Annotated in this window: 11 protein-coding genes, 4 tRNA genes and 1 pseudogene; 15 read left to right on the forward strand and 1 reads right to left on the reverse strand. The window is 42.1% G+C overall.

The window, feature by feature from the left end; translation table 11 throughout:
* Positions 1 to 47 precede the first annotated feature (47 nt).
* The 12 genes from purA (at position 48) to GXP75_RS05700 (ending at position 9184) form a co-directional block, all read left to right on the forward strand.
* Positions 48 to 1340 carry an adenylosuccinate synthase gene (gene purA, locus GXP75_RS05650; protein ID WP_003326108.1) on the forward strand — a complete coding sequence of 431 codons (1293 nt, stop codon included), beginning with the start codon at positions 48 to 50 and terminating at the stop codon, positions 1338 to 1340.
* A 219-nt stretch (positions 1341 to 1559) separates the two neighbouring features.
* Positions 1560 to 1635, forward strand: a tRNA-Lys gene (locus GXP75_RS05655).
* 7 nt (positions 1636 to 1642) lie between these two features.
* A tRNA-Glu gene (locus tag GXP75_RS05660) sits at positions 1643 to 1714 on the forward strand.
* A gap of 82 nt (positions 1715 to 1796) precedes the next feature.
* A tRNA-Asp gene (locus GXP75_RS05665) sits at positions 1797 to 1873 on the forward strand.
* A 35-nt stretch (positions 1874 to 1908) separates the two neighbouring features.
* Positions 1909 to 1981 (forward strand) — tRNA-Phe (locus GXP75_RS05670).
* 39 nt (positions 1982 to 2020) lie between these two features.
* A complete protein-coding gene (locus tag GXP75_RS21375) occupies positions 2021 to 2155 on the forward strand; it encodes a hypothetical protein (RefSeq protein WP_262982895.1) in 135 nt (44 codons plus the stop codon).
* Between the two features lie 206 nt (positions 2156 to 2361).
* The gene (gene walR / locus GXP75_RS05675) at positions 2362 to 3069 is read left to right on the forward strand and encodes a cell wall metabolism DNA-binding response regulator WalR (RefSeq protein ID WP_003326111.1); all 708 of its coding nucleotides are present in this window, start codon (positions 2362 to 2364) and stop codon (positions 3067 to 3069) included.
* A 6-nt stretch (positions 3070 to 3075) separates the two neighbouring features.
* The gene (gene walK, locus GXP75_RS05680) at positions 3076 to 4911 is read left to right on the forward strand and encodes a cell wall metabolism sensor histidine kinase WalK (RefSeq protein WP_214915412.1); all 1836 of its coding nucleotides are present in this window, start codon (positions 3076 to 3078) and stop codon (positions 4909 to 4911) included.
* Positions 4901 to 6265 (forward strand): two-component system activity regulator YycH, encoded by a 1365-nt coding sequence (yycH, locus tag GXP75_RS05685; protein WP_242556317.1) that lies wholly within the window; start codon positions 4901 to 4903, stop codon positions 6263 to 6265. The genes walK and yycH overlap by 11 nt, the downstream gene beginning before the upstream one ends.
* Positions 6252 to 7097, forward strand: coding sequence for a two-component system regulatory protein YycI (locus GXP75_RS05690; protein ID WP_150224003.1), 846 nt, complete (start codon positions 6252 to 6254; stop codon positions 7095 to 7097). Before yycH ends, GXP75_RS05690 begins: the two co-directional genes overlap by 14 nt.
* 14 nt (positions 7098 to 7111) lie before the next feature.
* Entirely contained in the window at positions 7112 to 7906 is a 795-nt protein-coding gene (locus GXP75_RS05695; protein WP_003326116.1) for an MBL fold metallo-hydrolase, read from the forward strand.
* Positions 7907 to 7987: 81 nt separating this feature from the next.
* A complete protein-coding gene (locus tag GXP75_RS05700; RefSeq protein ID WP_242556318.1) occupies positions 7988 to 9184 on the forward strand; it encodes a S1C family serine protease in 1197 nt (398 codons plus the stop codon).
* A gap of 140 nt (positions 9185 to 9324) precedes the next feature.
* On the opposite strand, the pseudogene GXP75_RS21485 reads toward GXP75_RS05700, so the two are convergent.
* A pseudogene (locus GXP75_RS21485) lies at positions 9325 to 9426 on the reverse strand (PepSY domain-containing protein); the annotation flags it as partial.
* 78 nt (positions 9427 to 9504) lie between these two features.
* Between GXP75_RS21485 and GXP75_RS05705 the strand changes: the two are divergent.
* Genes GXP75_RS05705 through GXP75_RS05715 form a run of 3 tightly spaced genes read left to right on the forward strand, consistent with a single transcriptional unit; the run spans position 9505 to position 12086 of the window.
* The gene (locus GXP75_RS05705; protein ID WP_242556319.1) at positions 9505 to 9708 is read left to right on the forward strand and encodes a hypothetical protein; all 204 of its coding nucleotides are present in this window, start codon (positions 9505 to 9507) and stop codon (positions 9706 to 9708) included.
* A 57-nt stretch (positions 9709 to 9765) separates the two neighbouring features.
* Positions 9766 to 10770 (forward strand): ThiF family adenylyltransferase, encoded by a 1005-nt coding sequence (locus GXP75_RS05710; RefSeq protein ID WP_242556320.1) that lies wholly within the window; start codon positions 9766 to 9768, stop codon positions 10768 to 10770.
* On the forward strand, positions 10767 to 12086 hold the full coding sequence (locus GXP75_RS05715; RefSeq protein WP_242556321.1) for a periplasmic substrate-binding domain-containing protein: 1320 nt from the start codon (positions 10767 to 10769) through the stop codon (positions 12084 to 12086). Before GXP75_RS05710 ends, GXP75_RS05715 begins: the two co-directional genes overlap by 4 nt.
* The last annotated feature ends 5 nt before the right edge of the window (positions 12087 to 12091 follow it).

A 12091-nucleotide genomic window follows, 5' to 3' on the forward strand; every position in this document is an offset into this window, starting at 1 on the left:
GTTTGAATAAGGATATCGTTTTGAAAGGTTAACGGAGGTGCACGGATATGTCTTCAGTAGTTGTAGTAGGTACGCAATGGGGCGATGAAGGAAAAGGTAAAATTACGGATTTCCTCTCAGAAAATGCAGAAGTGATCGCACGTTATCAAGGCGGAAACAATGCAGGACATACAATTAAGTTTGATGGAATTACGTATAAGCTTCACTTAATCCCGTCAGGAATTTTTTATAAGGATAAAACGTGTGTGATCGGAAACGGAATGGTTGTTGATCCAAAAGCATTGGTCACAGAACTTGCGTATCTTCACGAGCGTAACGTCAGTACAGATAACCTGAGAATCAGCAACAGAGCTCACGTCATTCTGCCATATCATTTAAAACTTGATGAAGTGGAAGAAGAACGAAAAGGAGCAAACAAAATCGGTACGACGAAAAAAGGGATCGGTCCCGCTTATATGGATAAAGCCGCCAGAGTCGGCATTCGTATCGCAGACCTTTTGGATCGTGACGTATTTGCAGAAAAACTGGAACGGAATCTTGCGGAGAAAAACCGTCTGCTTGAAAAAATGTATGAAGCGGAAGGCTTTAAAATAGAAGATATTTTAGATGAGTATTATGAATATGGCCAGCAAATTAAGCATTACGTTTGTGATACGTCTGTCGTTTTAAATGACGCGCTTGACGAAGGCCGCCGCGTTTTATTCGAAGGCGCACAAGGGGTCATGCTTGATATTGACCAAGGTACGTATCCATTTGTTACATCTTCTAATCCTGTTGCCGGGGGAGTTACAATCGGTTCAGGTGTAGGCCCGACAAAAATTCAGCACGTCGTCGGTGTTTCAAAAGCTTATACAACCCGTGTCGGCGATGGTCCATTCCCGACTGAGCTGAAAGATGAAATTGGTGATCAAATCCGTGAAGTCGGCCGTGAATACGGAACAACGACAGGCCGCGCCCGCCGCGTCGGCTGGTTTGACAGTGTAGTTGTCCGCCACGCGCGCCGTGTCAGCGGAATCACAGACCTTTCACTGAACTCAATCGACGTATTAACAGGAATTGAAACGTTGAAAATCTGTGTGGCATACCGCTACAAAGGCGAAGTCATTGAGGAATTCCCTGCAAGTCTGAAAGCTCTTGCAGAATGTGAGCCGGTTTATGAAGAAATGCCGGGCTGGACGGAAGATATTACAGGAGTGAAAAATCTCAGCGAGCTTCCTGAGAATGCGCGCCATTACCTTGAGCGTGTATCACAGCTCACAGGGATCCCGCTTTCCATTTTCTCTGTCGGACCGGATCGTTCACAGACAAATGTGATCCGCAGCGTATATCGCGCCAACTAATTGCCAAAAAGCCTCTCTTACGAGAGGCTTTTTTTCTTGGGAAATTGAGTTGTTTTTTGTCTTGAAAAAAAATAATAGAATAAAAAATAAAAAAGTTATTGCCACTTCTATTTATTCTGTGATATTATAAATCTCGTTGTTACGGGAATTGCTTCAATAGAGTACAGTGAAGAATTTGATTCAAGTTGAATGCTCTATGGTAAAACTCCGACGTATCAAGAGCCATTAGCTCAGTTGGTAGAGCATCTGACTTTTAATCAGAGGGTCGAAGGTTCGAGTCCTTCATGGCTCACCATTTGTAAGGCCCGTTGGTCAAGCGGTTAAGACACCGCCCTTTCACGGCGGTAACACGGGTTCGAATCCCGTACGGGTCATTGATTTACTTTAGCGTTATTGCTAAACTCCTTATTTGTCCATGAGGGCTGACACGACAGCTCTCGGGGCAAATTACTGTAAGGTCCGGTAGTTCAGTTGGTTAGAATGCCTGCCTGTCACGCAGGAGGTCGCGGGTTCGAGTCCCGTCCGGACCGCCATTTTACTTTACATAGTAGAGAAAAATAAAACATTTGGCTCGGTAGCTCAGTTGGTAGAGCAACGGACTGAAAATCCGTGTGTCGGCGGTTCGATTCCGTCCCGAGCCACTTACCAAACGCATCTGCAATTGCAGGTGCGTTTTTTCTGTGAGTTTAAGAAAAGAAATACGAGCGGATGATATAATAGAAGAAAAAGGGAGAACCGGCCTTTCAGCCGGTCCAAAAGAAGAAGACGTCAATAATTTAGACGGTGACTCTTCTGTTGAGGTTTCATTTAAATGAGAAATTTTAAATGAAAATAAAAAACGTGACAAAAGATATACATCTGTTGAAGAATGTGTTTTTTTCTTAAACCTTTAATTTTTTTATCTTTTGACCTTAAACCGTTATAATAGACAAGGACCCGGTCTTTCTTAGCGGGCTTATGTAATGAAACGATTGTTATACAGATGAAATGAAGTTAATTCGGCAGGAGGAAAATCAAGATGATGGATAAAAAGATCCTTGTAGTGGATGATGAAAAACCGATTGCAGATATATTAGAGTTTAATTTAAGAAAAGAGGGCTATGAAGTACATTGTGCCTATGACGGAAATGAAGCCGTTGAAATGGTCGAAGAAATTCAGCCTGATTTGATTCTTTTAGATATTATGCTTCCGAATAAAGACGGCGTAGAAGTGTGCCGGGAAGTGAGAAAGAAATATGACATGCCGATCATTATGCTGACGGCAAAGGATTCAGAAATTGACAAGGTCATCGGGCTAGAACTCGGGGCTGATGATTATGTGACAAAGCCGTTCAGCACACGTGAACTTTTGGCGCGGGTAAAAGCGAATCTGCGACGTCAGCTGACGACTGCACCGGCAGAGGAAGAATCCTCTTCCAATGATATTCACATCGGTTCTCTGGTGATTTTCCCTGATGCATATGTGGTGTCAAAAAGAGAAGAAACGATTGAATTGACTCACCGTGAGTTTGAGCTGCTGCACTACTTAGCGAAGCACATCGGTCAAGTAATGACCCGTGAGCATTTGCTTCAAACGGTTTGGGGCTACGATTACTTTGGCGATGTCAGAACGGTTGATGTGACAGTCCGGCGTCTTCGTGAAAAAATTGAGGACAACCCAAGCCATCCAAATTGGATCGTGACAAGACGTGGCGTGGGTTATTACTTAAGAAACCCAGAACAGGACTAATACTCCATGAATAAGGTTGGTTTTTTTCGGTCGATCCAATTTAAGATTACATTGATGTATGTACTCCTAATTATCGTAGCTATGCAAATTATTGGTGTGTACTTTGTTAAGCAGGTAGAGAAGTCACTGATTGATTCCTATGAAACCTCTCTTAATCAGCGGATTGATAACCTCTCCTATTATATAGAGCAGGAATATAAGAGTGACAATGACAGCACAGTTATTAAAGATGATGTCAACCGTATCTTGAACGATTTTACAAAGAGTAATGAGATAAGGGAAATCAGTTTTGTCGACAAAAGCTATGAAGTTTTGGCTTCCTCTAAACCGTATGGAGAGGAAGTAGCGGGCAAACAAACGACAGACCCGATATATAAAAGAATTTTTTCTATGAAACAGTCTTACAGCAGAAAATACTATGACCCGAAAAGCAAAATCAGGGTTCTTATTTCGGCAAAGCCGGTGATGACAGAGAATCAGGAAGTTGTCGGAGCGATATATGTAGTAGCCAGTATGGAAGATGTCTTTAATCAAATGAAGACGATAAACAAAATACTGGCATCCGGTACAGGACTGGCTCTTGTTCTGACGGCTCTGCTCGGCATTTTTCTGGCAAGGACCATTACCCATCCGCTTTCAGACATGCGAAGACAGGCAATGGAGCTTGCGAAAGGGAACTTCTCCCGAAAGGTCAGAAAGTATGGACATGATGAGATTGGGCAGCTTGCGACGACATTTAATCATCTGACAAGAGAATTGGAAGATGCTCAAGCGATGACTGAGGGTGAGAGGAGAAAGCTGTCTTCTGTTATTGCTTATATGACAGACGGCGTCATTGCGACAAATCGAAATGGAGCTATTATTCTCTTAAACAGTCCGGCTTTGGAGCTTTTAAATGTTTCACGTGAAACAGCCTTAGAAATGCCAATCACGTCCCTGTTGGGGATTCATGAGAATTTCACTTTTGAGGATCTGGTAGAACAGCAGGAATCTATGCTGCTTGAAATTGAGCGTGAAGAACAAACGACTGTGCTTCGCGTGAATTTCTCTGTTATTGAACGGGAGCATGGCAAAATTGATGGATTAATCGCTGTTATTTATGATGTAACCGAGCAGGAAAAAATTGATCAGGAGCGCAGAGAATTTGTGGCGAATGTGTCCCATGAACTGCGTACGCCGCTGACGACGATGCGGAGTTATTTAGAGGCGCTTGCAGAAGGCGCATGGGAAAATAAAGACATTGCGCCGCGCTTCTTGATGGTGACCCAGAACGAAACAGAGCGCATGATCAGACTCGTAAATGATCTGCTTCAGCTTTCTAAGTTTGACAGTAAGGACTATCAATTTAATCGCGAATGGATTCATTTCATCCGATTTATTTCTCTGATTATTGACCGTTTTGAAATGACAAAAGAGCAGCATGTTGAATTTATCCGCCAGCTGCCGGATAGAAGCCTATATGTAGAGATAGACCAAGATAAAATTACGCAGGTACTCGATAATATTATTTCGAATGCCTTGAAATATTCACCAGAAGGCGGACATGTGGCGTTTTCTGTAAATGTGAATGAAGAGGAAGAATTGCTCTATATCAGTGTCAAAGATGAAGGAATCGGTATACCGAAGAAAGACATGGAAAAAATCTTTGAACGTTTTTACAGAGTGGATAAAGCGAGAACGAGAAAGCTTGGCGGAACCGGCTTGGGGCTTGCCATTGCGAAGGAAATGGTTCAGGCGCATGGCGGCGACATTTGGGCCGACAGCATAGAGGGTAAAGGAACGACTGTGACATTTACTCTTCCATATAAAGAAGAACAAGAGGATGATTGGGATGAAGCGTGAAAATATAAAAACCATAATACTTTCCATACTCGTGATCATCAGTCTTGTTTTTACGTGGAGCATCTGGACGTTTCAGCCAAACTTTATGGAAGGCTCGACATCGACAAAATCTACGGTGCGTGAGAAATATAAGATCGAGAAGGTTAGCCAAAAACTGTCTGAAGTAGTGAAGCCGCGGGAAATATTCATCCATGATAACGGTGCCCACTACAAAGTGGATGATTCAGATCTCTATAATGAAATCTGGAACGACTTGCCTCGCTGGGATGTAAAGGCAATTAAAGATATTTCAGACCAATATGATAAGCCAGGATTTAAAAACTGGCTTTATGGGAGAAATGGCTCAGCTTCTAAGCTGGACCTCCAATTCAGCGATACGATACCTATTGATATTTTTCAGCAATTGTTTAAATGGTCGAATCAGACTTTTGAGTATAGTTCCTTTGACCATATCGTTATTCCTTTTAATGAAAATAAAACGAACAAGAAAATATATCTTGCGTCCTACAGCAAGCAGCTGATTCTTGAAATCACCGTCGATTCGGCTAATTATCGCAACATTATGAGTGACCTTTACAGTAAGAAATCAAGCATGCCTTCATACAGTTTGTTTTCACTCGGAACGAAGAAGGAATTTTTACTGCCGAACAAATCAATTGAAGTGGAAAGTAAAGAATTTATAACAGAGACGATTGATACGAACATCTTTAAGCAAGTGCTGTTCAGTGAACCGAATACGGTTAGGAAGGATTCAAATTACAACCGTAATGTGCTGACAGACGGAGTCAGCCGTTTAGAAGTAAGCACCAGCCAGCGGCAAATTCAATTCCAGCATCGCAATCTGACGCAAAGCACCTCCTTCCAAACAGGGGAGTTAATCAAAAAGAGTCATAAATACTTAGAAGATACAGGCAGCTGGACGGATGATTATCAGTTTTTTAATATCAACGACAGCCAGCAGCTGACCTTCTATATGTTTATGAACCAGCTGCCGATTATTAATAGTGAGTCCAAACCGTTCGGCGCAGCGCCGGTAATGACGCTGCAATGGGCCAGTGATGATATTCTCAGCTATAAACGGCCGAATTATATTCTTGGCACCAATCCTATTAAAACGGGCACAGCTGATCTGATGAGCGGCAGCGAAGTGAAAAATTTGCTGGAGAAACAACACGTATATGATATCGACGATATTGATCAAATTTTCCCTGCGTACCAACTAGTTGCGGCCTCCTCAAATGATGAACCGATTGTAGAGCTGAAGCCGGTGTGGTGTATGAAAATTAACGGGAAAACTGTGCCGATAACGAAAGACTTATTAACGAAGGAGGGGGCAACTAGTGGAGTGGAATAAGACAAAGTCAATCTTCATCATTGCCTTCCTCGTTCTCGATATTTTTTTGGGCTACCAGTTTTTTGAAAAGCGTTCAAGCAGTGAGTACGACGTGATTAAAAACTCAAGTGTGCAAACTGACATGAATGAAGATCATATTACCTATGGCACACTATCTGACAACGCAAAGGAAGGTTCTCGCATTACAGCGAATCAGAAATCTTTTACTAAAGAAGAGATAGAATCGCTTAAAGGCCAAAAACCTAAGATGGACATGCCGAGTGACAAGCATAAAGTGACGAAATTAAAAATGGAGTTTACCAGCCCTATCGCTCTCTCAAAGGATAGTGTGGAAGATGATGCAAAGGCGCTTGTCTCCTCAGAAATTCAAGATGGGGAAGAATATAAGCTTTGGAAAGTAGATAAGGATAAAAAACAAGTGGTTTTCTTCCAAACATATCAAGGGAAATATGTTTATCAGGAAAACGATGACGCTTCAGAAATGATTGGACAAGTGATTTTGCACTTAAATGACAAAAATGAAGTCGTTTCCTATGAACAATCAACCCTCGATACGTTTAAAGAGATCCAGAAGGAAAGCCTGATCTCTGAATTGGATGCTGTTGAATCATTGTATTATCAAAATCTGTTAAAGGCCCACAGTACGGTAAAAACGGTGAAGTTCGGATATATCGCCCAATACCCGCTGACAAGTACGCAAGTGTTGGCGCCGGTTTGGAGAATTACAGTGGAATACGAAAAGACCGTAGATGGAACGAAGAAGAAGGTTCAAGAGAATTTTACGGTGAATGCAATGGACAGCAGAGTGTTTGATTCTAGTCAAATAAAGTAATGGAGTGAGATATAATGAGCTTGCAATTTAGCGTACTTGCGAGCGGGAGTACGGGAAACGCGTTTTACTTGGAAACAGACGATCACGCGTTTTTGGTAGATGCCGGATTGAGCGGGAAAGCCATGGACGGCTTGATGGCGCAAATCGGACGGAACATGGATGATTTGGACGGAATTTTTGTCACTCATGAGCATAGCGACCATATTAAAGGGCTCGGCGTTGTAGCCAGAAAGTACAAGCTCCCCGTCTATGCAAATGAGAAGACATGGAAAGCAATGGAGAATCAGATTGGCAAATTAGACAACGGGCAAAAGTTCGTCTTTCCGATGGAAACGGTGAAATCGTTCGGCGGACTTGATGTAGAATCGTTTGGTGTTTCTCATGATGCTGCGGAGCCGATGTTCTATGTGTTTCATTATAATGGCCGAAAACTTGCTTTAATGACAGATACGGGGTACGTCAGCGACAGAATGAAGGGCATTATCCGCTCGGCGAACGCGTTTGTGTTTGAAAGCAACCATGACGTCGGCATGCTGCAAATGGGAAGGTACCCGTGGAGCATTAAACGCAGGATATTAAGCGATGTCGGGCATGTGTCCAATGAAGACGCGGCGCTCGCCATGACGGACGTTATTGGAGACGAGACATCGCGTATCTATTTGGCGCATTTGAGTCAGGACAACAACATGAAAGAACTCGCCAGAATGTCAGTCCAGCAGACATTGGCGTCTAAAGGGTATGTCACAGGCGAAACCTTTGAATTATTTGATACTGATCCAAAAAAACCGACACCGCTATGCGCTGTGTAATTTTTCATCAGAATCATGATTATTATGATCCGTTCTAACCTACACTATAACCATATTTATGTTCTCTGAAAGGATTTGAATATGGTGGATTATAATCGTGACGATGAAAATTATGTTCCCGATCGGCCAAGGAGAGGCAAAAGAGGATATTTCCTTTCAAGCCTGATCGGCGTCATTGTCGGAGCTGTTTTGATGGCGCTTATGATGCCGTACCTGTCAAATTGGGGTTCTGAAACAGGAGAAACAAATCTCGGCGAGAACACCCAAGAACCGGTCCGAACAGTAAATGTAAGTGTGAATAATGCTGTCACAAAGGTTGTCAGCAATGTGTCTGAGGCTGTCGTCGGCGTAGTGAATATCCAGAAAACCGACTTTTGGGGAAAAAGCGGCGAGGCAGGCAGCGGTTCAGGCGTCATTTATAAGAAAAATGGGAATACCGCTTATGTAGTGACCAACCACCATGTGATAGAAGGCGCTTCTCAAATCGAAATCAGCCTGAAAGACGGATCGCGGGTGGCAGCAGAGCTTATCGGCAGCGACCAGCTGATGGATCTTGCGGTATTAAAGGTGAATAGCAATAAAATCAAGGCGGTCGCGCAGTTTGGCAACTCGGATAAAGTGAAGTCTGGAGAACCTGTCATCGCGATTGGAAACCCGTTAGGCCTTGAATTTGCCGGTTCGGTGACACAGGGTGTCATTTCAGGAACTGAGCGTGCTGTGCCGGTAGATTCTAATGGCGACGGCCAGGCGGATTGGAATGCGGAGGTTCTGCAAACCGATGCTGCGATTAACCCGGGAAACAGCGGTGGCGCTTTACTGAATATCGACGGGAAAGTGATCGGCATTAATTCAATGAAAATCGCTGAGTCAGCGGTAGAGGGCATCGGCCTTTCCATTCCTTCAAAGCTTGCCATACCTGTGATCGAGGATTTAGAGAAATACGGAGAAGTGAGGCGTCCTTATCTCGGAATTGAAATGAAATCACTGAGCGACATTGCCAGCTACCATTGGGAGGAAACGCTGAAGCTTCCTGAACAGGTAACGTCAGGCGCAGTGGTAATGGGCGTATCCACATTATCGCCTGCCGGTAAAGCCGGGCTTAAGGAGCTTGATGTGATTACTGAGTTTGACGGTGAAAAGATAAGCGACATTGTCGATCTTCGTAAGCAGTTGTATCAGAAAAAAATCGGTGATCGGGTAAAGGTGAAGTTTTACCGGGCCGGTAAAGAAAAATCTGCGGAAATTCAGCTAACTGAAGCGGATAAATTAGGACGATAAAAAAACAGTCTGGCGAAAACGCCAGGCTGTTTTGCTGTTTTATGAAAAGAACTGAACACGGGTCACACGTATTCAGGTAAAGAGGTATTTCAAAGCAGACATGGAGTATTTGAGTAAATGTTACACGTGAAACGGCTGATTTAGCTACAAATGCTTCCGTTCTCAGCGTTTACTTTGACTATTTGCTCTTTATGGTTTTGCGCAGTGATTTTAATGATGTAGATGTATGTTCCATTTTGTTTTGATGCCCAGTGACAGACCAAACAGGCCTTTCCCTTACATAGGAAAGAAACGTTCCAGACGATCTTATATAGTAAATTATGAGTATAAATAAAGAGGGTAAAAAGATAGGAAACAAGCTCTTGAGTCTTTCATATTATATTTTAAAAATTCTGAAAAGTGTGTTGATAATCCCTTCATTTGATATTATTATGAAATTGTTGGAAGCGGGGAGGTGTAAAACGATGAAGATTGAAGAACTTGATCTTGATACTGAAACTGCAAACTTGGTGCACCGTTGCTAGTTGAAAGCGACTCCCCTCTTTCTGGGGAGTTATTATCTTTTTGGGAGGTATAAAAAGATGCTAACCGACAGCAAACGAATGACATTCAAAGATGGCGTGCTGGTTTTAACCTATTCTACTCATATCATCATTCAATATCAAAAGGCGATTAAGCTTGAACCTTCGGATAACATTCTGAAAGTAATCGATAAGTTAAAAACCGGATGCTATGAAAAAGAGATATGTGAATTGCTGGGAGAAGCTGATGGGATTCGGCTGGTCAGTGTATTACAGGGAATGGGTGCGCTGATAGAGGTGTGGGAGAACCAATATAAGGACCGCATAGTAGAGAAGCAGCTTTATTATTTGGAGCAATTCGGAGAAAATCCTAATGACATCCAAAAGAAACTGGATCATAGTACTGTTGTGATCTTGGGGCTTGGCGGAGTAGGTTCTGTCATTCTCCAGCATTTGGTTTCAGCCGGGGTGCAGCGTTTTATATTAATTGATTATGATGATGTATCTATACATAATTTGAACAGACAATTTGTTTATAACCGCTCTTCTGTCCGGAAGCCGAAAGTGGCCGAATGTCAGCAGTATATCTCTGGCATCAACAGCAAAGCAGAAGTGTCAGTATTTCATAAAGAGATCAAAGCAATGCCAGATCTCGATTTTCTGAACACATATGGCATTGATATATTTGTAAATGCTGCCGACAAACCAATTGAAATATCAGAATGGGTGTATGGTTATTGCAAAAAGCGAAACATCGCATTTATAACTGGAGGTGTCGGTATTTCCAGCGGACAATGGGGACCGCTTTTGACACCTGAATCATATCAGGCAGGCATAAGTTATGAAAAACATAAACACAAAGATCTTATCAGTATTTTTCCGTCTGAACCAATAAAGGGGTCATTGGGTGCGACAAATAGTATTATTTCATCATTCATGTCACATGATATTATTTCCTATTTGGCAGGAAACGCCCCTAAATCGGTCAATACAAACATCAGTTTACACTTTGATGAATTGAAAATTATAGAGACAAAACTGAATACAAAGGAAAGCGTTTCATGAAAAGGCTGAATCGTGCAGCAAGAAATGCTGACGAGCCGCTTAAAATAGAAATCGACAGCCTGCCCATTCAATTAAATCCTTTGATCACAAGCGATTATACCAGCAAGTTTATTTCCAGCATAATGTATGAATCCTTGCGCCACGGTTATAATTGCCGCATTACACACCAGCAGCATCAAATATATACTGTAAAGCTTCATCCTCATTATATCGGAGATGCAGAAAAACTCATTCACACCATAACATTTCATTTGATAAAAGAGAACCAAAGCCCGCATCTCACAAGTTTCCTATGCATTAAAAACGCGATACCTTTTGTCAAAGGGCTTATGCCGTTTGAGGAATTGGGACTGAAAGTGATGAACAAAAGAGAGTTTGAAGTCACCTTGGATGAACCATTTGAAGCTTTTCAAACCGTTTTGCAAAGCAGTTTTCTTATCCCTTCGGAACAAAATGGCGACGCTGTGGCAAACGGGCCCTACCGGCTGATTCATAAAGATGAAAAGAGGCTTGAATTTGAACGAAATCCGGAATATCAAATAACCCCGGCGGATCAAAATACCATCCGGTCCATTCATTTTGTCTTCAATGACAATTTAACAAAAAGCATTGAACTCTATGAAAACTGTAAAATTGACGTCACCTGCCATACTCAGTTCCACCATACAAATATGGATTATCGGACTTATATTGATTTTAAAGAAAGCAGTCTGCCCATGCTGTTCACGTTAAAGGTGAAAGACGGCATGCTGCTGCGATTCATTAAAAATAATCTGAACAAGCAGCAGTTGGCGCAAGACTTGAGGCACATTGTCATTCCGACAGACTCGCTGCTGGGAGTGAGCAGCAATATAAGAGAGAAACCTGAAGAAATAGAGATCGTAAGAAAAGAACCTGTCCGTATCGTATATGCTGATTATTATCCGAACGGTGAAATCATGGAGAAAGTCGCTGATATTGTAAGGCAAAGCGGAATTGATGTTGTGATTCAAAAAGTCTCAACATTTCATGAGTATTATCATTTGGATAAAAAGATATTTGATATTGAGCTTCACCTTTTTCTTCCAAACTATCTGCATTATATGAGTTATTTGAAATATTTTATTCATGATATTCCAGAAAAAAAGGTGAAGATGGACATCATTGAGTTCGCCAAACATAAAAAAAAGAAGGAACTTTATGGTTTATTCGAGAATACAACACAATATTACCCAATTTGTTTTGGGAAAAGTCTGTATTTGCAAGATCCATGCATAGAAGGTTTTTATTTGAATCCGGACGGCCTCCTTTCTGTTCATGATTTGAAATGCAGATAGCTGGA

The sequence above is a fragment of the Bacillus sp. HU-1818 genome (assembly GCF_022695965.1).
GTDB lineage: Bacteria > Bacillota > Bacilli > Bacillales > Bacillaceae > Bacillus > Bacillus atrophaeus.

Coding starts and splice junctions, on each gene's coding strand:
- GXP75_RS05695 (WP_003326116.1), top strand. CDS start 7,112: ATGAGCTTGCAATTTAGCGTACTTGCGAGCGGGAGTACGGGAAACGCG.
- walK (WP_214915412.1), top strand. CDS start 3,076: ATGAATAAGGTTGGTTTTTTTCGGTCGATCCAATTTAAGATTACATTG.
- walR (WP_003326111.1), top strand. CDS start 2,362: ATGGATAAAAAGATCCTTGTAGTGGATGATGAAAAACCGATTGCAGAT.
- yycH (WP_242556317.1), top strand. CDS start 4,901: ATGAAGCGTGAAAATATAAAAACCATAATACTTTCCATACTCGTGATC.
- GXP75_RS05700 (WP_242556318.1), top strand. CDS start 7,988: ATGGTGGATTATAATCGTGACGATGAAAATTATGTTCCCGATCGGCCA.
- purA (WP_003326108.1), top strand. CDS start 48: ATGTCTTCAGTAGTTGTAGTAGGTACGCAATGGGGCGATGAAGGAAAA.
- GXP75_RS05705 (WP_242556319.1), top strand. CDS start 9,505: ATGAGTATAAATAAAGAGGGTAAAAAGATAGGAAACAAGCTCTTGAGT.
- GXP75_RS05715 (WP_242556321.1), top strand. CDS start 10,767: ATGAAAAGGCTGAATCGTGCAGCAAGAAATGCTGACGAGCCGCTTAAA.
- GXP75_RS05710 (WP_242556320.1), top strand. CDS start 9,766: ATGCTAACCGACAGCAAACGAATGACATTCAAAGATGGCGTGCTGGTT.